At 60.6% G+C, this 22,950-nt stretch carries 23 protein-coding genes; 12 read left to right on the top strand and 11 right to left on the bottom strand.

Going from position 1 to position 22,950, the window contains the following annotated elements; translation table 11 throughout:
* Nucleotides 1-100: 100 nt before the first annotated feature.
* The 4 genes from QP305_RS03330 to deoC are packed head-to-tail and all read right to left on the bottom strand — an operon-like array spanning nucleotide 101 to nucleotide 4,573.
* A complete protein-coding gene (locus tag QP305_RS03330; RefSeq protein ID WP_284903982.1) occupies nucleotides 101-1,204 on the bottom strand; it encodes a PTS transporter subunit EIIC in 1,104 nt (367 codons plus the stop codon).
* Between the two features lie 27 nt (nucleotides 1,205-1,231).
* Nucleotides 1,232-2,353 carry a PfkB family carbohydrate kinase gene (locus QP305_RS03325; RefSeq protein ID WP_284903981.1) on the bottom strand — a complete coding sequence of 374 codons (1,122 nt, stop codon included), beginning with the start codon at nucleotides 2,351-2,353 and terminating at the stop codon, nucleotides 1,232-1,234.
* Between the two features lie 15 nt (nucleotides 2,354-2,368).
* Nucleotides 2,369-3,823, bottom strand: a complete 1,455-nt coding sequence (locus QP305_RS03320; protein WP_284903980.1) for a glycoside hydrolase family 1 protein — start codon at nucleotides 3,821-3,823, stop codon at nucleotides 2,369-2,371.
* Nucleotides 3,824-3,850: 27 nt separating this feature from the next.
* A complete protein-coding gene (gene deoC / locus QP305_RS03315; protein ID WP_284903978.1) occupies nucleotides 3,851-4,573 on the bottom strand; it encodes a deoxyribose-phosphate aldolase in 723 nt (240 codons plus the stop codon).
* Nucleotides 4,574-4,718: 145 nt separating this feature from the next.
* On the opposite strand from deoC, the gene QP305_RS03310 reads away from it, so the two are divergent.
* Nucleotides 4,719-5,501: a GntR family transcriptional regulator gene (locus QP305_RS03310; RefSeq protein ID WP_284903977.1), complete on the top strand. Its 783-nt coding sequence runs from the start codon at nucleotides 4,719-4,721 to the stop codon at nucleotides 5,499-5,501.
* A 406-nt stretch (nucleotides 5,502-5,907) separates the two neighbouring features.
* Here the strand turns inward: QP305_RS03310 and QP305_RS03305 are convergent, their stop codons facing one another.
* Nucleotides 5,908-6,606 (bottom strand): adenylate cyclase, encoded by a 699-nt coding sequence (locus tag QP305_RS03305; RefSeq protein WP_284903975.1) that lies wholly within the window; start codon nucleotides 6,604-6,606, stop codon nucleotides 5,908-5,910.
* A gap of 76 nt (nucleotides 6,607-6,682) precedes the next feature.
* Here QP305_RS03305 and ilvA point away from each other — a divergent pair, with 76 nt between their 5' ends.
* On the top strand, nucleotides 6,683-8,008 hold the full coding sequence (ilvA, locus tag QP305_RS03300) for a threonine ammonia-lyase IlvA (protein ID WP_284903974.1): 1,326 nt from the start codon (nucleotides 6,683-6,685) through the stop codon (nucleotides 8,006-8,008).
* A 174-nt stretch (nucleotides 8,009-8,182) separates the two neighbouring features.
* On the top strand, nucleotides 8,183-8,857 hold the full coding sequence (locus QP305_RS03295) for a 1-acyl-sn-glycerol-3-phosphate acyltransferase (RefSeq protein ID WP_284903973.1): 675 nt from the start codon (nucleotides 8,183-8,185) through the stop codon (nucleotides 8,855-8,857).
* 25 nt (nucleotides 8,858-8,882) lie between these two features.
* Here the strand turns inward: QP305_RS03295 and QP305_RS03290 are convergent, their stop codons facing one another.
* Nucleotides 8,883-10,250, bottom strand: coding sequence for an alpha/beta fold hydrolase (locus QP305_RS03290; protein WP_284903971.1), 1,368 nt, complete (start codon nucleotides 10,248-10,250; stop codon nucleotides 8,883-8,885).
* Between the two features lie 139 nt (nucleotides 10,251-10,389).
* On the opposite strand from QP305_RS03290, the gene QP305_RS03285 reads away from it, so the two are divergent.
* The 7 genes from QP305_RS03285 (at nucleotide 10,390) to QP305_RS03255 (ending at nucleotide 16,720) form a co-directional block, all read left to right on the top strand.
* Nucleotides 10,390-10,644, top strand: coding sequence for a 50S ribosomal protein L7/L12 (locus tag QP305_RS03285; protein WP_284903969.1), 255 nt, complete (start codon nucleotides 10,390-10,392; stop codon nucleotides 10,642-10,644).
* A 167-nt stretch (nucleotides 10,645-10,811) separates the two neighbouring features.
* Nucleotides 10,812-12,212, top strand: a complete 1,401-nt coding sequence (locus QP305_RS03280; protein ID WP_284903968.1) for an ATP-binding protein — start codon at nucleotides 10,812-10,814, stop codon at nucleotides 12,210-12,212.
* A gap of 68 nt (nucleotides 12,213-12,280) precedes the next feature.
* Entirely contained in the window at nucleotides 12,281-13,120 is an 840-nt protein-coding gene (locus QP305_RS03275; RefSeq protein WP_284903965.1) for an aldo/keto reductase, read from the top strand.
* A 241-nt stretch (nucleotides 13,121-13,361) separates the two neighbouring features.
* Complete coding sequence (gene thiD, locus QP305_RS03270; protein WP_284889908.1) at nucleotides 13,362-14,165, top strand: bifunctional hydroxymethylpyrimidine kinase/phosphomethylpyrimidine kinase; 804 nt, start codon at nucleotides 13,362-13,364, stop codon at nucleotides 14,163-14,165.
* Between the two features lie 3 nt (nucleotides 14,166-14,168).
* Nucleotides 14,169-14,738: a YdcF family protein gene (locus tag QP305_RS03265; protein ID WP_284903963.1), complete on the top strand. Its 570-nt coding sequence runs from the start codon at nucleotides 14,169-14,171 to the stop codon at nucleotides 14,736-14,738.
* Nucleotides 14,739-14,777: 39 nt separating this feature from the next.
* Complete coding sequence (locus QP305_RS03260) at nucleotides 14,778-15,500, top strand: HD domain-containing protein (protein ID WP_284903962.1); 723 nt, start codon at nucleotides 14,778-14,780, stop codon at nucleotides 15,498-15,500.
* Entirely contained in the window at nucleotides 15,497-16,720 is a 1,224-nt protein-coding gene (locus tag QP305_RS03255; RefSeq protein ID WP_284903960.1) for a serine hydrolase domain-containing protein, read from the top strand. The genes QP305_RS03260 and QP305_RS03255 overlap by 4 nt, the downstream gene beginning before the upstream one ends.
* 194 nt (nucleotides 16,721-16,914) lie before the next feature.
* On the opposite strand, the gene dnaB is transcribed toward QP305_RS03255, so the two are convergent.
* Nucleotides 16,915-18,282, bottom strand: a complete 1,368-nt coding sequence (gene dnaB / locus QP305_RS03250; protein WP_026428893.1) for a replicative DNA helicase — start codon at nucleotides 18,280-18,282, stop codon at nucleotides 16,915-16,917.
* A gap of 414 nt (nucleotides 18,283-18,696) precedes the next feature.
* On the opposite strand from dnaB, the gene QP305_RS03245 reads away from it, so the two are divergent.
* Nucleotides 18,697-20,067 carry an MATE family efflux transporter gene (locus QP305_RS03245; RefSeq protein WP_284903958.1) on the top strand — a complete coding sequence of 457 codons (1,371 nt, stop codon included), beginning with the start codon at nucleotides 18,697-18,699 and terminating at the stop codon, nucleotides 20,065-20,067.
* Nucleotides 20,068-20,164: 97 nt separating this feature from the next.
* Here QP305_RS03245 and rplI read toward each other — a convergent pair whose 3' ends face one another.
* From rplI to rpsF, 4 genes are all read right to left on the bottom strand, one after another.
* A complete protein-coding gene (gene rplI / locus QP305_RS03240) occupies nucleotides 20,165-20,620 on the bottom strand; it encodes a 50S ribosomal protein L9 (RefSeq protein WP_016442030.1) in 456 nt (151 codons plus the stop codon).
* An 11-nt stretch (nucleotides 20,621-20,631) separates the two neighbouring features.
* The gene (gene rpsR, locus QP305_RS03235) at nucleotides 20,632-20,871 is read right to left on the bottom strand and encodes a 30S ribosomal protein S18 (RefSeq protein WP_016442031.1); all 240 of its coding nucleotides are present in this window, start codon (nucleotides 20,869-20,871) and stop codon (nucleotides 20,632-20,634) included.
* Nucleotides 20,872-21,032: 161 nt separating this feature from the next.
* Nucleotides 21,033-21,605, bottom strand: coding sequence for a single-stranded DNA-binding protein (locus QP305_RS03230; protein ID WP_087070176.1), 573 nt, complete (start codon nucleotides 21,603-21,605; stop codon nucleotides 21,033-21,035).
* 57 nt (nucleotides 21,606-21,662) lie between these two features.
* On the bottom strand, nucleotides 21,663-21,953 hold the full coding sequence (rpsF, locus tag QP305_RS03225) for a 30S ribosomal protein S6 (protein ID WP_026428896.1): 291 nt from the start codon (nucleotides 21,951-21,953) through the stop codon (nucleotides 21,663-21,665).
* 299 nt (nucleotides 21,954-22,252) lie between these two features.
* Between rpsF and QP305_RS03220 the strand changes: the two genes are divergently transcribed.
* Nucleotides 22,253-22,924: a TetR/AcrR family transcriptional regulator gene (locus tag QP305_RS03220; RefSeq protein WP_087070175.1), complete on the top strand. Its 672-nt coding sequence runs from the start codon at nucleotides 22,253-22,255 to the stop codon at nucleotides 22,922-22,924.
* The last annotated feature ends 26 nt before the right edge of the window (nucleotides 22,925-22,950 follow it).

The following is a 22,950-nucleotide window of genomic DNA, read 5'->3' as shown; positions in this document are numbered from 1 at the left end:
CATTCGGTAGTACCCGAACAAGCCCCGCCACCTACGGGAGATACCGCCAGCCACTCTTCCGAACATGCCTTGTAGCAATGCCCCGGAAAGCGGGAATGGCTTAGTTAGCTGCCTTCACCTCATCTTCCTCCGCGATCTTCAGGTCAGCCTCGAAACGCAGGAACAGCGTGCAGATGAATGCAACGAGGAACCCAACCAAGCAGGAAATAACGAACAGAACGAAGCCGTTACCGAAGAACACCGGCAGCGTGGCAAGCGACGGAATCGCAAAGCCCCCAGCCTGTGCACCCGAAATACCTGCAATAGCGCCACCCACGCCACCGCCAATACACACGGCAATCATGGGAGTCTTCCGCGGAAGATTCACGCCGAACAACGCCGGCTCGGTAATTCCAAACAACGCTGAAATCACCGAAGAAGCACACACCGTGCGGGTCTTTCCGTTCTTCGAGCGCAGCAACACCGCTAAGGCGGCACCAGCCTGCGCGAAAATCGAAGGACCGAACAAAGCCAACACCGTATCGTGCCCCAGGGCAGCAACATTATTCATCGACACCAGCATGATGCCCCAGTGCAGACCGAAAATAACCAGAAGCTGGAAACATGCACCCAGAACCAAACCCGCGGCAGCCGGCGAAAGATCGTATAGGAACTCGTACCCGGCCGCCAGGCCGTTACTAATCAGCGTGCCGATAGGCCCGAAAGCCATCAGCGTGACCAACCCAACCAGAATCACCGAAATGAACGGGGTAAGGAACCCGCGGATCACCTCCGGGAAAATCCTGTCCAGACCCTTCTCAACAAAGGCCAGCAAACCGACCGTCATGAGAATCGTGATAACGCTGGAATGGTAGATCGCGCTAAAGACCGGGATGCCCAGGAAGTACATTGTTGTGCCGGATTCCAGCGTCTGGTTCAAATCCGGGTACAGAAGCACACCCGCAATCACCACAGCCGTATACGGATTAGCCCCGAACTTCTTAGCCGACGTAAATGCCAACAAGACCGGCAAGAAATAGAAAACGGCGTCGCCCATAGCAGCAAGAATCCGGTAGGTATCCGAGGCATCACTCAACCACCCGGCCGCCACGCAAATAGCCAAAATACCCTTGAGAATACCCGCGGCAGTCAGCAGATTAATGACGGGCAAGAAAATCGCCGCAACAGCGTCAATGATTTTATCGAAAGTCTTTTTCTCACTCATGGCTGTCCTCCTTTCGGTAGCCCGTGATTAATCAATCTCGCCCCGTGCCCACCGCACCAGGAATTCCCTCAGCTCATCGAAAGCAGGGCTCCGGCCCGCCCGAACATAGAAGCCGGAATTCGCTACCCCGAGAAGCAGCGATTCTTCGCTGGTGAGGCCAAGGGAGCGCCCAGTGAGGAACCCGGAGTTGAAATTATCCCCGCCGCCCGTCGTGAGCGTAGGATCGGCGCAATACGGTCCATCCACAGCCACATCCTCGCGGGCATTGCTGAGAACCGCACCATCAACCGGATGAATAACAATCTCGCTAATTCCAACCTTTTCCCGCAGGAAACACGCAAGCTCGTGAAGATCCGCGAAGTCATCCTTCGCTGCCCCGTAGCGACTAGCGACCTCGTAGGCTTCCTTCTTATTGAGGCCGAGCGTGGTATCGAAGAACTCCTCGTACTTACGGATCGTTGCCATAACGCCGAGAACGTCCTCAGTTGTGCGCTTAGTCGGATCGGAAAGATCGAAGAACATCATCCGCCGCTCACGGTTCTTCATCTTGGGAAGAACTTCCTCAGCAATCCCATCCCAGATACTGCCGACGTTGATCAGCAAGGTCCAATCAGCAAAAGCTACAAGATCCGCGCGGTCAAAGACCTCCACCAGGTGCTCAAGCGTCGTCGCCTCAAGGAGGTTCTCCCAGCTCACCATCTTGAGCGGCTCCAGCTGGCTGGAAATCACTTTGCCGTCGGTAAATTCCAGTGCGTCAGAAACCCCGGGGTCGGAGAAGGAAATAACCTCCTCGGCCATATTCGCAAAATCCTGGAAAACAGGATTCACTCCCCCCAGGCCCAGCGCACCCATATACGTCACCCGATTACCCAGGGTCGCCAACGAATTAGCCAGAATCGTTGCCACTCCCCCGAGCTTGGTAGTAACAGGCACCATCTCAATATTCATACTCAGCCCGGCGGCATCAATAAATTTTTGCCCGTATGCAGTCAGCGTTTCCACCCGCTGGTACTCATCCGGCCCGAGCCGTTTATCAACAACATGGGTAATACGGTCAATGAAACCGTCGTATCCAACCGGAATATTGGCATGAGGCGTCTTTGCCTCTAATTTCTTTGCCAGATCAATGATCGCTTCGTTGCTCATCATCTCACCTTTCTTGTGTTATAAATTTTCTCCGCGACTGCGGATCACATCGCGGTACCAGAAAAAGCTCTTCTTCCGAGTCCGTTTCCCGCTCCCGTGGCCTGCGTCGTCGAAATCCACGTGAACAAAGCCGTACCGTTTACTCATTTGCCCCGTTGATTCAGCAATAAGATCAATGCACCCCCACGTCATATACCCGCGCAGGTCCACACCATCGGCAAGCGCTTCTTTGAGTTGCTCGATATGTGCACGCAGGTATTCGATGCGGTAATCGTCTTCGATGCGCCCGTCTTCTGTCACAACGTCGACGGCGCCGAGCCCATTTTCAACGATGTACATCGGAAGTTGGTAGCGATCCCAGACCAGGTTGCAGGCAATCCGGATCCCAATCGGATCCACCAGCCAGCCCCACTCGCTTTTCTTGAGATACGGGTTGGGAACGCCAGCAAGATTATTACCCTCAACCCCGCCATGCCCTTCGGCGCTGATGCAGCTCGAGGAATAATAAGAGAAACCAATAAAATCAACAGTTCCCGCACGCAGCAGATCGGCGTCCTCGGGCTCCATCGTGATGGAAATACCCTCCTCGACCATATGGCGTTTCATATAACCGGGGTACTCCCCACGCACGGCCACGTCCGAACAGAACCAGCACTCGCGCTGAAGGGACTGTAGATTCGCGAGATTATCTTCCGGTGAGCAGGTCAGGGGATAGCTCGCCGGGCCGGCAAGCATGCATCCCACGTGGTTCTCCGGGTCGATCTGCCACGCAAGCTTCACCACTTTCGCGTTGGCAACGAAAATATGGTGCATAGCCTGATATCGGGCCTGGAGACGCTCGGGAGAATTCGTTTCCCGCGGGAACGGCCCCTCCGGCGGCAGGATTCCGGCCGAAGTGGCCTCACCAAAAGCGGTCAGGGTCAGATTCACCTCGACGAATGGAATCCAGTACCGCACTTTTCCACGAAACTCACGCATGATCGTTTCGCAGAACTTCAGATAAAAATCGATGGTTTTCCGGTTCGACCAACCTCCGTATTTTTGCGCTAAATACAGCGGCGGTTCGTACTGCGTGATCGTGACCATCGGGGTCATTCCACGCGCAATACATTCGTCAATCAGCGCGCGGTAGAAATCTAAACCTGCCTGATTGGGAGTTTCTTCATCACCCCGGGGGAAGATACGCGTCCAGCTAATGGAGAAACGGTAAACGTTAAATCCCATCTCGGCCAGGAGGGCAATATCTTCACGCCAGTGGTGGTAGTGATCCGCCGCAACATGGCTCGGATAATGCTTGTGCGGATCAAGCGAGAGGGAAAACTCCCGCTTCGTTGTTCTACTTCCTACACTCAGATGATCCCCGATTGAGGGGCCACGCCCGTCCTCATTCCAGCCGCCTTCGCACTGGCTAGCAGACGTGGCCCCTCCCCATAGGAAATCTTCAGGGAAACGAGTGGTACTTACATGAGTCACTTTTCTTCCCTTGTCGAGCTGTCATATCTATTTACCCGCCGGCGGGTTAATACCAAGAACAACCGGCGTAGAGCGGTAACCAACGCCCATGCGGTCAATACCAAGATCAATAAGCTCAAGGAAATGCTCGCGAGTGCGAATGCATCCGGCTCCCTTGACGGCAATCTTGCCCTCAGCGGCCTCGATCATGGTTTTCACGACTTCCACCGTCGCGCCCTTGTTTTCAGCGCCGGTGAAGAACCCGGTGGAGGTCTTAATGAAGTCAGCACCCGCGAGGATTGCCGCCTTCGTTCCCTCCGCAACCTGATCCAAATTCAGGGAATCCGTTTCGATAATGACCTTGACCTTGGTATTCCACTTATGGGCCGCGGCGACGACGGGTTCAAGATCCTTGACAACATCATCGAGACGGCCGGTGCGCAGCCAGCCGTAATTGGCAACAATATCCAGATCCTCAATATCCCACTTCGAGCAGTAATGCTCGGTGAGCATTTCCTTCGCCTCAGTTGTGGCGAGCCCGAAAGGGAAGTCCGCCACCACGCACAGGCCGGTATCGGTTCCCTCGACCATGGGAGCCACAATCGGGAGGGACGCCGGGTTAATGCAGATCGTCTTGCACCCGAAATCAATGCCTTCCTGGGTGTATTTGCGAATATCATCATCGGTGAATTCGGGCTTGAGCACGGACTGATCAATGTAGCGTGCCAATTCAGCCTGGGTCATATCTGCGGCTTTGCGTGCGGGAATCATTATTTTCCTTTCAGTAGTAACACGTATTGAACTGCATTGTTCTGTACGTACCGTACCTTTATGTTTTAAAATAACCCCGAAAGCATCGCCTGTCTACGAAATTCGCGGTAATGTTAGCTTTGTACCGTACAAAGCTAGGAGACCCTTGGACACCCTCACTGCCATCGCCAGCCAGCCGCTGAATACTGAGTCTGATCACCCGCTGTACCGGCAATTACAGGAACGGATCGTGCAGCTGATCGCCACCGGGTTCCTCACCGAGGGAACCGCGTTGCCGACCGAGCAATCCCTATGCGAGTCCTTTGGCCTTTCGCGAGCCACGGTACGTAAATGCTTCGAAGGTTTGGTGAAATCGGGGCGCGTGATCCGCAAACGCGGTAAGGGAACGTTCGTATCCAAGGGTAACGATAGGCCAGGTTTGGATACCGCCCTCAATTTTTCCGCTGAGATGGCTGGTTTCGGTAAGGCGCCGTCGTCCCACGTGGTGAGTTTCCAGCAAGTGGAAGCACCCGACTGGGTCAGCGAGCTGCTCGAATTGCAGGAGAGCAACGCGGTTTGGCAAATCGAACGCGTGCGCCTGGCCGATGATATGCCACTGCTCCTCACCACCGCCTATATTCCGGTGGAGCTCTGCCCGGAATTGAGTGAAGAGGAGCTGGAGCATTCGCTTTATTCCGCGATTGCGCGCCACTCTGGAACGCTTCCGGAACGTGCGGACGAGGTGTACGAGGCGACGACGGTAAACGCCATCCAAGCCAAGCAACTTCAGGTGCCCGCTGGTTCCCCGGCCTTGAGAATTCTCCGCCATTCCATCGATTCGCAGGGGCGGGTCTTCGAACTTTCTGTCATTATTGCGCGCGCTGATCGCTATAAGCTCGCGGTAACAACCACAAGCCGGGGCGCTCGCCTGCGAAAAAATATCACGTGAGAACAGTGCGGATTGTTATCTCGACAGCAACGGAACTTACACCAAGAGCCTTATTAGCCTCGCGGAAAATAAAGAGGGGCGGCGTTTGCACGCCGCCCCTCAACGGCAGGATCAAGCAACCCGCTCACCTCAGGTTGAGTGATACACATGCCGTGGTGTGCACGCCAATATGGCGACACAGGTCCGTTAATGTAACAACGAGTGAGTACTTGTATAAGTCTAAACGCATGCGCAACAATACTTGCGTTTTTGAGACACCCCCGGCCGTGCCATTACTCACATTCAACGGCATTTCAACGATATTCCGGCCGTGCGCCCACGCATACATGCCCCGCGGGCTCCGTTTTCACTACGCCATACCGGAACTGAAATAAGCAATGCTACTTCCGCTTAGGAAATAGCGCGCTCACGCCCCCTCGCCCTCGGGTTCGCGCTGCTGAGGCGCGCGCAAATCCAGGAAATGTGGCCCGCGCGCGTCCAGCTCCTCCATATAGGCCGCACCCCATTGCATCCACGGGTCTTTGGAAAGATGGTCATTGGTGAAACGCAGATCGTCGGAAACTTCGGTGGCGCAAAAATCCGGAATTTTCAGGTCCACCACCGGCGCGCGCCGCTCCACTTCCGCAATAATGAGCCCCGCATTTTGCCCGCCAAAAGCATCGAATTCCCAGCCGTCCTCATCGATCCACAGGGAAAAACGATTCTTGAGGACCAGATCCACCGAGCGCCGCAGAATCTGCACGGCCACATCGGTATCAATTTCCATTTCTTTCTCGTAGCGTTCCGCACTGACCACCGGCGATTTCACCGCCACCGAGGCGCTCGCCGGGCATCCCGCCCCCAGCATCCGCGCGAGCGCACGCCGTTCGTAACCACCGCGGAAGTCGGCGGCGTCGTCGAACTCATCAAAAGGTACGAAAGCATCGGGGAAACGTACCCGCACCCGCACCGCGTAGCCGTCCTGCGCGAAAGTGTATGCCTGGATGATGACCTGGGTGGAGGCGTGCTCGGCGACGTCGTCGGGCAGTTCGCGCACCAGGAATTTGCGTTCGAATTCGAAATCGGCGTCCGCGTCGATGCCAGAGCCGTGGCCGGGTTCCATCATGCTTCCATCGTAGACGCGCGCACCCACGTGGTGAAACAGCCACGCCATCGCGCCCGCATCCCGGCACAATAGGAGGATGACTGAATTACCTTCACCCGAGCTCATCGCCGCAGCCGCCCGCACCCTCGCGGGCACGGTACGCCGCACCCCGCTGCAGCTATCCGAGCGCCTCAGCGCCGCCCTCGGCCGGCCCGTTTACCTCAAACGCGAGGATACGCAGGTCGGGCGCAGCTATAAAGTCCGCGGGGCATACAACGCGATTCACGCGCTCGGGGAGAAGGAACGCGCCGCCGGCGTGGTGTGCGCATCGGCCGGCAATCACGCGCAGGGCGTGGCTTACGCCTGCAATCACCTGCGGATTCACGGCAAGATTTTCCTGCCCGCCACCACGCCGCGCCAGAAACGCGAACGGATCCGCGATATCGGGGGCGCGTGGGTGGAACAGATTATTGGCGGGCCTACGTTCGACGCCGCAGCCGGCGCCGCCTTGGCTTACGCCTCTGAGCACGGTGCGACCTTTGTGCATCCTTTCGACGCCGCCCCGATTATCGCCGGGCAGGGCACCGTGATCGCCGAAGCTTTTGAGCAGTGCGTGGAGCAAAGCGGGCTGGAACCCGAAGCGGTGCTGGTGCCGGTGGGCGGCGGCGGGCTGCTGGCCGGCACCGCGATCTGGGTGAAAAATACCCACCCGCACACCCGCGTGATCGGGGTGGAGCCCACCGGCGCTGCGTCTATGCAGGCCGCACTGGCAGCGGGCGGGCCGGTCACGCTGGATTCCGTTGATAATTTCGCGGACGGCACCGCGGTGGCGCGCGTGGGGGACCTCACCTACGCCACGGCGCGCGACCTGGTGGACGGCTTCATCACCGTGCCCGAAGGTGCGCTGTGTACCGAAATGCTTGAGCTCTACCAGGTGGACGGCATTATTGCCGAGCCCTCCGGCGCGCTCGCCCCGGCCGCGGTGGGGCGCCTGAACACCCTGGTCGAAACCCGCGTTAATGGGAACGACGATGCCGCACTCTCCGGCAGTGGCGCCGCTCCCGCCACCACACCGCGCCCGCTCGTCGCGGTAATTTCGGGTGGGAATAATGACGTCTCCCGCTACGCCGATATTTTGGAACGCTCCATGGTCTACGAGGGGCTGCGCCACTACTTCCTGGTGACCTTCGCCCAGAAACCCGGCGCACTCAAAGAATTCCTCGACCGCGTGCTCGTGGCCGACGAAGACATCGTGTACTTCGAATACACGAAGAAAACCAACCGCGAGACCGGCCCGGCGCTGGTGGGCATCGATATTCAACACCCGGAAAACCTGGCTGACCTGCTAGATCGCATGGACCGCTCCGGGATTGATATTCACAAGGTCGAACCCGGCTCGCCCGAATTCCGTTTCTTTATCTAGGGCACGGCGCGTGGCCCGCGCCGATCCTGCGGGCGGTTTCTGTACCAGCGCGTGGCCACCGCGCCCGCGCTGCCAGATGGCACGCGGGCCGGTGCTGCGCCGTCGTACTTAAAAGCCCCGCGCAAGAAGCGGGTAGAATACCGGCCAGACGCCACCCTCCGCGAAAGGACCCCCATGGCATTCCGTAGCGCCGCCGCGCGCATTTTCCGCGCCTGCTCCCGTTGGACCTTTGTGCACGAACCCATCGCGCCAAAAACGATCCTCATCGGCGCCCCGCATTCCTCTAATTGGGATGGTATTTACGATATTGTCGCGTTTTGGAGCTACGGGCGCTCCATGAAATTCTTGGTCAAAAATTCGCTAGTGCAGGCCCCGGTGCTGGGGGCGATCGTGCGCGCCGTCGGCGGAATTTCGGTGGATCGCAACCATCCCAGCGGAATCGTGGGGTCGCTGCTGGAGCAGGCCGAACGCAGCGAGGAATTCTGCGTGGCGCTCGCCCCGGAAGGCACCCGGAAGGACGTTCAGTACTGGAAATCCGGTTTTTACCGCATGGGCCTGGCCGGACGCCTGCCCATTACCCTCGGCTTTATCGATTCGCGCACTAAAACGTACGGGTGGTGGAAGCACCTCTACCTTTCCGGCGACGTCGAGGCGGATATGGATATTCTGCGCGAGTTTTACCGCGATTTTGTGGGGAGGAACGGATCGAAGCGCTCGGTGCCGCGTTTGCGCGCTGAGGACGACGCCGCCGCCCGCGCCCACCTCCTCAACGGCATCGACCTGGAAGAAGCGCGCGCTTTTGCGATTCGGATGAATCGGGAAACCGGCGGGGTGGGGATTACCGAGTAGCTGCCGGCGCTACCAGCGCTACCGCCTACCGCTCCCGGTGCACGGCCTCGAGCAGCGCGTTAATCACTGTATGCGGATCGCGGCCCAGCGCATCGTGCTGGTAGTCATCGCTGACCAGCGCGGTCAGGCCGCGGATGCACCCGGCGGTTTCCAGGGAAAGATCGGCCGGCACGTACATATCCTCGCGGAAAATCCACGCGGCCACCGGCACCTGGTTACCACCCAGCACATCCGGGCGATACAGATCATGCCAGGAGGTGCGGAAGGCCAGCTCATTGGCGGCCCCGCGCAGCGGGAGCAACGCCGGATCCTGCTCGAATTGCCAGGGGAAAACGCTTTCCCCGGAAAAGCGGAAGCCCAGCCCCTCCTTGCGCAGATCAGTTTCACCGACCCCGCCCATCGCGAGCGCGGGGATAGCAAATTCGGGGAATTCCCCGCGCACCCGGTGCGCGGCCCAGGCCAGCGGGCCGGTGCCCGATTGGGCATAAATGGCTTCCTGGAGCGCGAAATAGAGCGGGACGTGCGCGGCGGATACCGCTTCGCCCACCCGCTGGAGGAAGGCGGGGCGCAGCCGGCGTTGCCCGCGGAAGGACCAGACCGGGTCTTCGAGCAGGTAGTGGAGCTGCTCGAAGCCGTAGGTGAAGCCGAGGCGCTGGCCGAGCTGGCGGAACCGCGCCGGGGTGAGGCGCTCCCCGGTGGGCAGGATTTCTTCCACGTCCGCCAGGTGGGTGGCGATATACCAGGCGGTGTCTTCATCATTCGGGTAGCGTTCGAAATAGGCGCGATGCCGGGCGGCCAGGCGCGGGAAGGTCTGCCGGTATACGGCTTGCGGGCCGCTATCCAAACTGGGCAGCCCGCCGGTGATCATGACTTCGCGCAGCCCGGCGGGCGCGTGGGAGAGATAGGATACCGCGGCGAAACCCCCGAAACTTTGCCCCAGCACGCTCCACGGTTCATCGCCTTGGAGGTGGCGGCGCAGGTGTTCGGCGTCGTTCACAATAGAATCCTGGCGGAAACAGGACAGCAGCGCGGCCTGGGCGGCGGGGCTGCCGGCCGCGGTAATGGTGAGCGAATCGAGCGGATACGAATTTCCAGTGCCGCGTTCGTCGAGCAGGACGAGGCGATAGTGGTTGAGCAGCAGATCCTGCCAGCCGCTCAGCCCCGCCGGGCGCGGTGCCGCGTGGCCTGGCCCGCCTTCCAGATACACCAGCCGCGGCGCATCCTCGCGGCCGGCCCGCACAATTTCCCGCGCGAACACCGTGATGGTAGCGGGAACGTGGGCGATGGTATCGTCCGGGGCCAGCTGAGTGAACGCACCAAAGTAATCAAGGGGCACCTGGATGCGGTGCTCGATGAATGTATAACCCTGAAAACGATAGGTAACCGCGCTCATACCGTGAAGATTACCCGAGCGAGGGGCCGTTCTCGCCGGCTGTACGGTAGCTCTCATTTCTGCGGGGCCGCGACGGGCGCGAAGATAGAATAATAAATACGTACGGTTAATGCGAAGGCGTCACGTTCGAGGAGGAACTGTGGGTAAGTGGTTCGATCAAGCTGCGGAAATTGAGCGCTTACGGAAGGAAAATAAACGCCTGCACGCGGTTATCGCGCAGTTGCGGGCGCGGTTGGGCACTGTTTCGGGCGACGACGCCGCAGCTGACTACGGGGTCAGCGCTGAAGAACGTGCTTTGGCCGCCATCGGGCGCACGGTCGAGGCCATCAAGGCTTACCGCGAGCGCACCGGCGCGGATTTGGTCACCGCCAAAAATGCCATCGACTCGCTCTGAGCCATCCGGCGCCGGGCGGCTTCCCAGTAACTATTCGCGCTACTCTCACATCTACTCTAAAGTACTCTAACATCCGGTGTGAGAGTAGAAATCAGCGCCATAGCAACGTTTTCTCGGGGTCTCCCGAAGCTACTCTAAAGCTACTCTAACAATGTTAGAGTAGACGCATGCTGCAGCGTAGCGTGGAAAGCCTCCTCACTCTTCCGGTTCATGAAGCCGTGGAAGAGCTCCTTCGTTTGCCAGAAGACCAATGGTACGAACAAAAAAGCGGGGCCATTCAGCCGAAGGATCTTGCGGAAACCATCGTTGGCATGGCGAATGCGGAAGGCGGCGTTATCGCCGTCGGCCTCCACAACGGATCTCTGGCACCGGTTTCCGATAAAGCCGCTAATGCGATCCGGCAGGTAGCCATCGACTTTACTAATCCGCGGGTCCGGATTGTTATTGATGACATAGCTATCGAGGGCGGCCGAATAATGCTCCTGAGCGTTCCTCCTAGCCGCGATGTTCACGAAACTAATAAGGGTGATTGTTTCCAACGAATCGGGGACGAGACACGAAAACTCACTTTCCGGCAACGCCAAGAACTTGAATGGGATCGCGGTTTCGTTGGCTTTGATGGCGCTCCCGTTCCCGGCGGAGAGCTGGATGATCTCGACGAAGAACAATTGGAAACTTACCGCGCCCTCCTCAGCTCATCCTCGGGAACCAATGCGCTACACGCCCGCGACCTCATTGATCGTGATGGTCAACTGCGAGTAGCCGGCTACCTTCTTTTCGCAAAAAATCCGCAGCAGGTTTTTCCGAACGCCTACGTGCGGGTGGTCAAATATTCCGATAACGAGCGCGGCGCCGGGCGTTTCCAGAACGTAGAAGCCGGGAAAGATATTCGGATAGGCGGCTCCCTCCCGCAGCAAATTACGGAAGCCAGCCGCATTATTGAAGAATTCCTGCCGGGGCACCGCCGCCTCACGGATGCGGGCACATTTGCCGATGTGCCGATTATTCCGCGTGAGGCATGGCTGGAAGGCCTGGTCAATGCCGTGGTCCACCGCTCCTATGGCATCGCGGGCGACCATATTCGAGTGGAGATTTTTCCGAACCGGATTGAATTCACCAGCCCCGGGCGTTTTCCCGGTCTGGTTGATATTTCCCATCCGGAAAAAATTGGCCGCAAGGCCCGCAATCCGCGTATTGCCCGAGTTTTCTTCGATATGGGTATCACTCAGGAGCTGGGCGAAGGCATCCGGCGTATTTTCGAAGAAACCCGCCGGGCCGGGCTGGCCGAACCACTTTACGTGCAATTATCCGAGGCCGTACACCTCACCCTGCTGGCCAGCAACGCGATTCCGGAAGAAATCATGCGGCAGATCGGGCCGAGCGGCCGCGCGATTCTCGACGCCCTGCGCCTGGCCCAACAGCCGCTGGGAACCGGGCAAATCACCGAGCTTGTGGACCTTGCCCGCCCCACCGTGCTCCGCCGCCTCAACCTGTTGCGCGATGCTGGTGTGCTCCGCTGGAATGGCAAATCCCCGCGTGACCCACACGCTACCTGGGAACTACTGTAGAGCCACCTGCATGGCCACGTTCGCACGTGCCACAGCTGCGCCGTCGTACCTTCTGCAAGAATAGAGCCATGGCAACAATCCCGCTTCTTCCCCTCAATTCCGGCCACTGGATTCCGCAACTGGGCATCGGCACCTACCGCATGGACGATGCCACCGCGCGGCGGGCCGTGCGCGAGGCGCTCGCCATGGGCTACCGGCATATTGACACCGCGCAAATGTACGGCAACGAAGCCGCGGTGGGCCGGGCAATCGCGGAATCCGGCGTGGATCGCGAGGATATTTTCCTCGTCACGAAACTCGATAATCCCAACCATGCCCCGCGCGCCGTGCGGGAAACATTCGCACGTTCGCTCGCGGAGCTCGGCACCGATTACGTTGATCTTTTCCTCATCCACTGGCCCATGCTCAGCGGCGATTACGTGGAGGCGTACCAGGTCATGGAGGAATTCGTGGCCGACGGGCGCGCCCGCGCAATTGGCGTGTCCAATTTCGAGCGTCACCACCTCGAGGCGCTGCGTTTCGCCGCGCAGATCCAGCCCGCCGTCAATCAAATCGAAGCGCACCCCTATTTCCAGAACGCCGAGGTCACGCAGTACTGCACCGACGCCGGGATTCGCGTGGAAGCGTGGGCGCCGCTGGCGCGCGGCGCTGTGAACGACGACGCCGTGCTTGCCGAGCTGGCGGCCGCTAAAGGATGCACCGTTGCCCAACTGGTATTGCTCTGGCACCTCTCGCGCGGGCGGATCATCTTCCCCGGGGCGTCCTCCACCGCGCACCTGGCTGAAAACCTGGCCTGCCTCGATTTCACTCTCCTCAAAGAAGAAGCCGAGGAGATCGACAATATGGATCGTTTCGAAGCCGGGCGCACCGGGCGCCATCCCGATACCTTCCGGCGCAACGGGGAATAGTGGTTGAGCTAGGCTGCACTGGGCCGCACCGGGATGGTCTGAACCGTGCGGCGGCCCGGACGCATGCACTGAACTGGGCTAATGCCGGGGTGCTGGTGTCCAGCGCATAAAACGTCCAAAAAATATGTCGTAGCCCTTCGCTAGCATATAGGTGGTGAAAGGCAGGTCACGCCCCGGTGGATCGGGGCGCAATATCAGGTGAACGTCACCGTGCCAGGAACCCGTAAGGAAAAGGAGCGGAATGTATTTTGCATACACCATCGCCGGGTCTGAAGCTACCGGCGGTGCTGGATTCCAAGTTGATTTGAAAACCTTCCAGCAGCTCGGGGTGTACGGCATGGGCACGCTCACGTGTATCGTGTCCTTCGACCCGAAGAATAACTGGAACCATCGCTTCGTGCCCGTCCCTCCGGAAGTGATTAGCGCCCAGATGGAAGCCGCGCTGCGCTCCCAGAATATTCGCACCGCAAAGGTCGGTATGCTCGGCCACCCGGATACCATTGAGGCGGTGCGCGCCGGGCTCGCTTCCCAGGAATGGGACAATGTGGTGGTCGATCCAGTTCTTATCTGCAAGGGTCAGGAACCCGGCCAGGCGCTGGATACCGATAATGCGCTACGCACCAAGATCCTCCCCTTCGCCACCGTCACCACCCCGAATAATTTTGAGGCCCGCACCCTTTCGGGCCTGGATGCGCTGGAAACCGAAGAGGACCTCATCGAAGCCGCCAAGCGTATCGGTGAGCTCGGCCCGAAGAACGTGGTGGTCAAGGGCGGGATTGATTTCCCCGGCCCGGATGCCGTGGATGTGCTCTGGGATGGCGAAAAGGCCACTGTTTACCGCGCCCCGAAGATCGGTGAAGAACGCGTCTCGGGGGCCGGCTGCACCCTGGCCGCCGCCATCACCGCAGAACTGGCCAAGGGCGTGGAGATCCACGAAGCCGTGCAGCGCGCCAAGGATATGGTGACCGCCGGCATCAAGGCCCGCGTGGAAGCCAATACCCCCTTCGCCACCGTGTGGCAGGGCGCTTACCGGGATCAGGACTAGGCCATGCCCGGCATCGATCCGGCCGTCCCGGTCATTATTGTGCTGGGCGGCCGGATCGTGCACACCCGCCTGGGTTACCTGCCCAGCGGGAGTTTGAAACGCCGCCTCGCGCGGGCCCTGGCCGAATACCGCTACGCGCGCTCACGCGGGGCACACCCCGCCCTCATCTGCTCGGGTGGGCGGGCCTCACCCGGCGTGCCCAGCGAAGCCCAAGTCATGGCCGCATGGCTCGCCGCCCGCGGGGTGCCGCGCGGTGCACTTATCGCGGAAAGCCACTCGCGCACCACCGAAGAAAATATGGGAGATTGCGCCGCGCTGCTCCGCGGGCGGGACCCGATTCCCGGCTTGCTCCCGGATGGCACCATCGCCGCGGTTATCGTGACCTCCTGGCAGCACGTACCGCGGGCCAGGTACTTCGCGGTGAAATTCGGGTTCACGCCCGTCATGCGCGGGGCCAGCCTTGCGCCGGCCACCACCCCGAAAGCCCTCGTCTGGGAATTAGGCGCGGTGGGGATTTACCTGGCGCGGGTGGTGGCGCGCCGGGTGCGTAAGCGGCGTCGTCGTAACACTTAAGTACGGAAGGGAGTCCGCGTGGCGTGCCACAATAGAAACGTGACAACGAATCCGTACCTGCGCCCAGCCCTCGCGTTCCTGCGCGAGCACCTGGAAGGCGCCCCGGCCAGCGCGCGCGCCCGCCGCTACCGCTATGAACACTGTTTACGGGTCGCGGCCATCGGGCGCGGGGTCGCGATGTCCGAAGGTCTGGCGGTAGATACCCTCGAAATTGCCTGCCTCTTGCACGACATCGGGAAATTTGATTCCGCGCGGCCGGTAGATCACGGGCGGGCCGGTGCGCGGCTCGTGCGCCCCTTTTTGGAAAGCCTGGGCATGCCGGAACCGAAAGTTGTGGAGATCTGCCAAGGCATCGCCATGCATACCGATGGCCGCAGCGAATATCCGGAAGATTCCCCCGAATATCGCGGCCAGCGCGAATATCCGGAAGCAGCCAGCGTGCTCGCGCGCTCGGTCGGGGACTGCGATAACGTGGATCGTTTCAGCGTCTACCGCATCCACGACACCCTGCTGTATCACAATATGGACGCCATGCCGCTGCCCGAACAACTCGATTTTATTGACCGATACCTGGCGCGCCTGGGGCGCGAACGCCACTACCGCTGCGCCACCCGCAGTGCGCAACGCCTGTGGATTGAAGCGCTGGAATTTCAGGAGTATTACTTTTCCCGGATGCGTGAGCAGCTAGCGAGCGCGCACCCGTATATGGACCTTGCCGAGGGAGAGTCCGTACCCTCGGCGCACTCAAGGAGGAATCCATGACAACATTCACGCAGGCGCGCGATTCCATCCGCGGCTCCTACGCCCCGGAATTCGCACGGGTGGTGGACGCTTTCGCCGCCTCTATCGCCACCAACCAGGATCGCGGCGGGCAAATCGCGGTGCTCTGGCACGGCGAACCCGTGGTCAATATTTACGGGGGCTGGAACCCGCCCGCCGGTGCGAATACCGGGGGCGGCGTGGCCGATGGCGCCGTCGTTGAAGATCCTATTAACGAGCGTACGCCCTACCCGGATAACGCGGTGCAGCTTATTTTCTCGCAAACGAAGGGCCTGACCGGGATTTGCTTCGCGGACTGCGTGGCGCGCGGGCTCATTGATCCGGATGCGCGGGTGGCAGATTACTGGCCGGAATTTGCCGCCAATGGCAAGCAAGATATTCGGGTGAGCCAGCTGGCCAGCCACTCCGCCGGCCTGCCCGGTTTTGACCATATTCTGCCCGCGAGCGCGCTCTTCGATTGGGATCTTATTACCTCTGAGCTCGCCGCCCAGGCCCCGCGCTGGGAGCCGGGCACCAAACACGGCTACCACGCGCTCTCCATGGGCTATCTGGCCGGGGAGCTGGTGCGGCGGGTTTCCGGCCTCACCCCCAAGCACTACCTGGAAGAAAACTTCCGCGCGCCCCTCAATCTTTCCGTGTGGATCGGCTGCCCCGAATCCGAGCGCTCGCGCATCGCCAAGCATTTCTGGGGCCCGCGCACCCAAGGCTGGGGCGGGGCGCTGCGCCAGGCCCAGGCCGACCCGAACTCCACAACCTCCTACGCCTACCAATCCCCGAAGGATACCGATTCGGCCATCACCGACCCGCATTTCCTCGATGCGGAAATGCCCTCCATTAACGGGCATGCCGATGCGCTCTCCTTGGCGACCCTTTACGCGATGTTCTGCGACGGGCGCTATGCGCGCTACGACGCCGAGCTTATTACCGCGGTCTCGGCCACCCGCGCCGAAGGCTTCGACGAAGTGCTGTGCGATTCGACCTCCCGCTACGGGCTGGTCTTCCAGCTGGGCAGCCAGCGCGAACCCATGCTCTCCCGCGGCAGCTTCGGGCACAACGGGCGCGGCGGCTGCCTTTCCTTCGCGGACCCGAGCACCGGCATCTCCTTCTCCTACGTGGAGAACCAGCTCTCCTCCGAGCCGCTCCCGCAGGCGCGCGTCTGCCGGCTGCTAGCCGCGGTGCGGGACAGCCTTGAGTTGGCGTAAAGCCACGGCGGAGTGCTGATGGTAGAGCGCCGGCGTTAGAGCCTGGCTGTAGGGCCCGGCGGTAAATTACCGGCAGTAAAGTACCGGCGGTAGAAAATAGTATTTTTGCGCGGGGGTGCGTTGCATATCGGCAGCGCACCCCCGCGGTTCAGCCCACCCCCGCAGTTCAGCCCACCCCCGCAGTTCTTTGGCGTTTAGTTATTGTCCGCGAGGTTCGCGAAACGCGCGTAATGACCCTGGAAAGCCACTTCCACGGTGCCGGTAGGCCCGGAACGCTGCTTGCCAATAATGACTTCCGCCAGACCGGCCTTCTCCGAATCCTGATGGTACATATCATCGCGGTGGATAAGAAGGACGACGTCGGCATCCTGCTCCAGCGAACCCGATTCACGCAGGTCCGCCACCTGGGGGCGCTTATCATTACGCTTTTCCGAATCACGGTTGAGCTGCGCCACCGCAATAATAGGAATTTCCAATTCCTTAGCGAGCAACTTAATCGAACGCGAAAACTCTGAGACTTCCTGCTGGCGCGATTCGGGAACCTTCCCGGCCGAAGCCAAGAGCTGGAGGTAGTCGATCACAATCATCTGAATATCGTGCTGCTGCTTGAGACGCCGCGATTTCGCGCGGATTTCCGGCAGGGTGAGATTCGGCGAGTCATCCACAATAAGCGGCGCGGTAGAAATACGTTCGACGGCGCCAGCGACCCTATCCCAATCCTGCTGCGTCATCTCACCTTTAATCATGCGATCTTGGAAAACTCCCGCTTCGGCAGCGAGCAAACGCATGGACAGTTCCGTGCGGTTCATTTCCAGGGAGAAGTAGACCACCGGTTGGTGATCATGGATGGCTGCCTGCCGGCAAAAATCCATGGCCAGAGTGGACTTACCAGCGCCCGGGCGGGCCGCCACAATAATCATCTGGCCGGCACGCAGGCCGTTGAGCTTGGCGTCCAGGTCAATGAACCCGGTGGCCACCCCCTCTAATTTGCCCGCACGTTCCGCGTTCTTCTCCAGCTCATCCAAAAGCCCGGGAACGATTTCCGCCATCGTGGCGTAATCCGTGGCCTCGCGCGATTGCCCGAGGGAAAACACCTCCGATTGGGCCATATTAATGAGGCCCATAACATCCGCACCGTCCGTGGTGTAGCCGAGCTGGGCGATGCGAGTACCCACTTCCACCAAGCCGCGCAGCTGCGATTGTTCACGCACAATATTCGCGTAATAACCGGCATTCGCAGCCGTGGGCACCGAGGCAACCAGGGTGTGCAGATACGGCAGCCCGCCGATCCGCTCAAGATCCCCGCGTTTCTTCAGCTCCGCACCCACGGTAATGGCATCGGCCGGCTCCCCGCGCCCGAAAAGCTCCAGGATAACCGTGAAGACCGTGGCATTTGAGGGATGGTAAAAATCATCGGCGGTCAGCACGGTCACCACATCAGCAATGGCATCTTTGGAGAGCAGCATCCCGCCCAACACAGATTGTTCCGCCGAGAGGTTTTGGGGAGGGGTACGTTCGAAAGATGACCCCTGCATCTTTGCACCGTTATTGACGACGGACATAGTTTCCCTTTCTCGGCGATGGATCTCCACTGGCTTTCGTAACGCGTTTACGAGGTGAATTTCAAGTTAATTCTCCTGTGCGGATGTGTAAACACGCCGGTGGATCCGTGCATAACCGGTGGACAAGCTGTGGATAGCTTGGGGATTGTTTACCATTTATGCCCAGATTCATCCACAGCTGTGGATGGAGTGGGGGAAATCCCCGCCATCCCGTCCCCAAGTTTGTCCACAACTGTGGATATTCTGCGGGAAAGTTCTCCACATCTTAACTACGTGACGTCACTCACGTTGAGGCTTTCCTCAAGTAGTTGTGGCCGTGGGTTGAGGGGCCGCTACGGGCCGCCGGGGCCGGACGTCATTGCCTGGCACCGCCGCGCCCGGCGACCTCACCCGGGCTCAGCTAAGCTAGCGGACGTGACGACACCCGAGAAGCATCATGACGGCCCCGCTGGAGACCGCAACACCCCCACTACCAAGCACGCCATTGACCGTGAGATCGCGCGCCTGGCCCTGCCCTCCCTCGGCTCCCTGCTGGCCGAGCCTCTCCTTGTCGCCACGGATACCGTGATGGTGGGCCACCTAGGCACGGGGCCGCTCGCCGGCCTCGCCCTCGCTTCCACCATCATCACCACCCTCGTGGGGCTGTGCATTTTCCTCGCCTACGCCACCACCTCCGCCACCGCCCGCTACGTGGGAGCCGGGCGCATGAAAGCCGCCCTCTCCCAGGGCATGGACGGCCTGTGGTTGGCCGGAACGCTGGGCTTGCTACTCGGTGCGATCTTGGCTATCTGGGCACCCCACATCCTCGCGCTTTTCGGCGCGGAGGGAGTCGTTATCACCGAAGGTGCACGCTACCTGCGTTTTTCCGCCGCGGGACTGCCCGGCATGCTCGTCGTCCTGGCCGCCACCGGAACCCTGCGCGGGCTCGGGAACACCACCACACCCTTCAAAGTTTCGGTGCTCGGGGCACTCGTCAATATCCCCCTCAACTTCGTTTTCATCTACCCGGCCGGGCTGGGCCTGGCGGGAGCCGGAATAGGTACGGCGGCGGCGCAAACGGTCATGGGTGTGGTCCTTACCGGCGTCGTCGTACATCATGCGCGCGAGCACCACGCGCCGCTCGCTCCGCGTGGAGTGGGGGTGCTACGCGCCCTCCACGATTCCGTTCCCCTCATCGTGCGTTCCGCGGTGCTGCGCGTGCTGATCCTGCTGCAAATAACCGGGGCGACCCAACTCGGCACTGAAGCGCTGGCCGCGAACCAAATCACCATGACCATCTGGAATTTCGCCTCCTACGGGCTGGACGCCCTCGCCATGGCCGCGCAAATCCTCGTGGGCCAAGCTTCCGGGGCCGGCGACGAATCGCGCCTGCGAACAGTGCTCGGGCGCTGCCTGAGCCGCGGCATGAGCGTCGGCGCGGTGCTGGGCGCGGCTACTGTTCTCACCTCACCGCTGATCGTGCGGATCATGAGCACCGCGGGGGACGTGCGCTGGCTGGCTTTCTGGGGCCTCCTCGTCATTGCGGTATTTTTCCCCATCGCCTCGGTGGCATTTATTCTCGACGGCGTGCTCATTGGCGCGGGCGATCTTAAAACCCTCGCGTGGATGATGTTTATCCCCCTCGCCCTGTACGGGCCCATGGTGCTCGGGCTGCTGGAATGGACGTCCGGGCAGACGGGATTCATCTGGCTGTGGATCGGCTATGCCGGGGTGTGTATGAGCGCCCGCGCGCTGCCCACGTACCTGCGGGTACGCGGGGAAAAGTGGGTGCAGCTGGGGAGCTAGTGCGGCGCCCCCGCAGCTAACGCGGGCAGCACAAAGGCGGGGGAGACCATAAAGGTTCTCCCCCGCCTTCGCGTGCTGATGAACTAGCTATCAGCTATTACTTCTTGGGTGCGCGCAGCACATCCACCTGGAGGGATGCCGTGACATCCTCATGCACCCGCACCTTAGCGGTGTAGCTGCCCAGGGACTTGATCGGGGAGGCAAGCGTGATCCAACGCTTGTCCACCGGCTTGCCCACGGTTTCGGTGGCGGCTTCGGCGATGTCCTTGGAGGTCACCGCGCCGAAGAGGCGGCCGTTTTCACCGGCGGCCTTCTTCACCTGCACCACGGCTTCGTTGAGGGCATCGCGCAGCGCGTGCGCGGCTTCCAGATCGGTGATGGAGCGCTTGCGGCGCGCTTCGGCCATCTGGTCGATCTGCTTCTGGGCGCCCTTGGTCCACGGAGTGGCGTAGCCGCGCGGCAGCAGGTAGTTACGGCCGTAGCCGTCCTTGACGGTGACAACATCACCGGCGGTGCCGAGGCGTTCGACGTCGTGCGTAAGAATGAGCTTCATTATGTGCCTCCTTAGCGAGCGTTGCTCGAGTAGGGAAGCAGAGCCATCTCACGGGCGTTCTTAATCGCCTTGGCGATCTTGCGCTGCTCCTGAACGTTGACACCGGTCACGCGGCGGGCGCGGATCTTGCCGCGGTCCGAAATGAACTTGCGCAGCGTAGCGGTGTCCTTGTAGTCAATATTGCCGACCTTGATGGCCTTCACCGGAGCGGTCTTCCGCTTCAACGGCTTGCGAAGATGTCCCTTCGCCATAGTTTTCTCCTAATGTTGCTGCGACTCGTGCCTAGCGCAATTCCCGCGAATACCGCGCGTTACAGTGCGCGGTGCGGTGCGGGGCGGTTGCCCGAGTCAAAATGTCACTTATGGGTGTGTGCGTAGTCCCGAAAATCTAGAACGCAAATCTAGATGAAAATTTAGAACGGGGGCATATCGTCGAAAGCGGAACCGCCCTGCGGGGCTTGCGGCTGCTGGCTCCACGGATCGTAAGCCGAGCCGCCCTGCGGAGCGTTGTAGCTGGCCTGACCCCCGTAGGAGCCCTGCCCGCCCTGGCCGCCTGGCGCGCCCTGGCCGCCCGGGTTCTGGCCGTAGCCACCCTGGTTGCCGCGGTTGTAATTACCGCCGCCGCTGGTTTTCGTAACCTGAGCCTTCGCGTAACGCAGCGAGGGCCCAATTTCATCAACCTGAAGTTCCAGACCTTCGCGCTGTTCCCCGTTCTGGGTCTGGTAACGATTGACCGTGAGCCGGCCCGTTACCAGCACGCGCATGCCCTTGGACAGCGATTCGGCGACATTCTCCGCGTAGTCACGCCACGCCGAGCACCGCACGAACATTGGCTCGCCATCTTCCCACTGGTCAGTTTGGGCATTGCGCTTGCGCGGGGTGGAAGCAACCGTGAAGCTCGCGACCGCCACACCACCTGACGTGAAACGCATTTCCGGATCGGCGGTGAGGTTGCCGACGATCGTAATGACCGGTTCGTTTGCCATAATCGCTCCTTTTACCCCGTTGTTTTCTCAGATTCGGTTCTTACGCTGGTGGTACGTTTACTTTTCGTCGCGACGCAGGAGCTTGATGCGGAGCACATCCTCATTGAGGCTGAGCTGGCGGTCAAGTTCGCTGGCGGTTGCGGGAGTCGCCTTCATATCGACGACGACGTAAATGCCTTCCGAGTGCTTGTTAATGTCATAAGCAAGCTTCCGGCGGCCCCAAATATCGACCTTTTCCAGTTCGCCGCCCTCATTGGGGACAACCTGGAGCAGCTTCTGAACGTTGGTCGACAGATTACGTTCGTCAACGTTCGGAGAAAGGATGATCATCATCTCGTATTCACGCATGTCTACCCACCTCCTCTGGTCTAAACGGCCGCGGTCCGTCCGCGGCAGAAGGGTTATGCGTTGACCCGCCCGTTCGCATGCTTGCGCCCGCGAACAGATAGGTCAGTCCCTCAGTCTAGCCGGTGCTGGCACTGTTTTCCAGATGGTTAAATATGGAGCGGCCCACGCCTTTTCGCCCGTATTTCCGTGAGAATCCCGGCCGAAACCGGGAGGTGGCCGGTAGACTTTCTCTAGGTCGCTCCCCAGGTCGCTCCACCGCGATTGAGGCGGCCTACCGGGCACAAGCATAGGAGCGGGCTATGAGTGAAGGTGAAGCACCCACCACGCGGGAAAAGCTGCTGGATGCGGCCCGCGCGCAGCTTGACCGCGCCGGTGCCGAACAGCTTTCTATGCGCGCGATTGCTCGCTCCCTTGAGCTTTCCCCGGGTGCTCCCTACCGCCACGTGCGCTCCCGCGAAGAACTCCTCACCGCGCTGGCGGCCGAATCCTACCGTGACCTGGCCGGGGCAATGCGCCGGGCAGCAGACCAGAAAATATCGGGGCGGGAACGCTGGGTGGCGGCCTGGCGCGCCGCCCACACCTGGGCCCTCGATTACCCGAATCGCTTCTCGCTTATTTACGGTGCCAGCGCCATTGATTTTTCCAATCCGGAAATGACCACGGCCGCCGCCCTGCGCGTGCCCCTCGAATTGGCTCGCATCGCCAAAGGCGGGCGCAATAAAGCCCTGACCGGCCCGGAAACCCGCGCGCTCGGGGTGGACCTGTGGCGGATCCGCATGACCTTCGGTTCCCTCGACGCGGAACTGGGCGAACTGCCCGACGGCCTCATCGTCTCCGTGATCCGCGCGTGGACGGAACTGGTGGGAACCATCACCCTGGAGATGACCGAAAGGTACGCCGGCCTCTTCGACGACCACCTCGGCTACCTCGATACCGTCGCCAACCAGTGGGCGGGCACCCTCCAGCTCTAGGTCACCGTCTTACGCAAGTGGCAGAG

Origin of the sequence: Actinotignum timonense, assembly GCF_030216305.1 — a bacterium.
Classification (GTDB): Bacteria; Actinomycetota; Actinomycetes; order Actinomycetales; family Actinomycetaceae; genus Actinotignum; species Actinotignum timonense_A.
Note: the sequence above shows the minus strand (reverse complement) of the source record. Positions and strands in the feature narration are given on the sequence as shown.

Coding starts and splice junctions, on each gene's coding strand:
- QP305_RS03330 (WP_284903982.1), bottom strand. CDS start 1,204: ATGAGTGAGAAAAAGACTTTCGATAAAATCATTGACGCTGTTGCGGCG.
- QP305_RS03325 (WP_284903981.1), bottom strand. CDS start 2,353: ATGATGAGCAACGAAGCGATCATTGATCTGGCAAAGAAATTAGAGGCA.
- deoC (WP_284903978.1), bottom strand. CDS start 4,573: ATGATTCCCGCACGCAAAGCCGCAGATATGACCCAGGCTGAATTGGCA.
- QP305_RS03305 (WP_284903975.1), bottom strand. CDS start 6,606: ATGATGGAACCCGGCCACGGCTCTGGCATCGACGCGGACGCCGATTTC.
- ilvA (WP_284903974.1), top strand. CDS start 6,683: ATGACTGAATTACCTTCACCCGAGCTCATCGCCGCAGCCGCCCGCACC.
- QP305_RS03295 (WP_284903973.1), top strand. CDS start 8,183: ATGGCATTCCGTAGCGCCGCCGCGCGCATTTTCCGCGCCTGCTCCCGT.
- QP305_RS03290 (WP_284903971.1), bottom strand. CDS start 10,250: ATGAGCGCGGTTACCTATCGTTTTCAGGGTTATACATTCATCGAGCAC.
- QP305_RS03280 (WP_284903968.1), top strand. CDS start 10,812: ATGCTGCAGCGTAGCGTGGAAAGCCTCCTCACTCTTCCGGTTCATGAA.
- QP305_RS03275 (WP_284903965.1), top strand. CDS start 12,281: ATGGCAACAATCCCGCTTCTTCCCCTCAATTCCGGCCACTGGATTCCG.
- thiD (WP_284889908.1), top strand. CDS start 13,362: ATGTATTTTGCATACACCATCGCCGGGTCTGAAGCTACCGGCGGTGCT.
- QP305_RS03265 (WP_284903963.1), top strand. CDS start 14,169: ATGCCCGGCATCGATCCGGCCGTCCCGGTCATTATTGTGCTGGGCGGC.
- QP305_RS03255 (WP_284903960.1), top strand. CDS start 15,497: ATGACAACATTCACGCAGGCGCGCGATTCCATCCGCGGCTCCTACGCC.
- dnaB (WP_026428893.1), bottom strand. CDS start 18,282: ATGTCCGTCGTCAATAACGGTGCAAAGATGCAGGGGTCATCTTTCGAA.
- rplI (WP_016442030.1), bottom strand. CDS start 20,620: ATGAAGCTCATTCTTACGCACGACGTCGAACGCCTCGGCACCGCCGGT.
- rpsR (WP_016442031.1), bottom strand. CDS start 20,871: ATGGCGAAGGGACATCTTCGCAAGCCGTTGAAGCGGAAGACCGCTCCG.
- QP305_RS03230 (WP_087070176.1), bottom strand. CDS start 21,605: ATGGCAAACGAACCGGTCATTACGATCGTCGGCAACCTCACCGCCGAT.
- rpsF (WP_026428896.1), bottom strand. CDS start 21,953: ATGCGTGAATACGAGATGATGATCATCCTTTCTCCGAACGTTGACGAA.
- QP305_RS03220 (WP_087070175.1), top strand. CDS start 22,253: ATGAGTGAAGGTGAAGCACCCACCACGCGGGAAAAGCTGCTGGATGCG.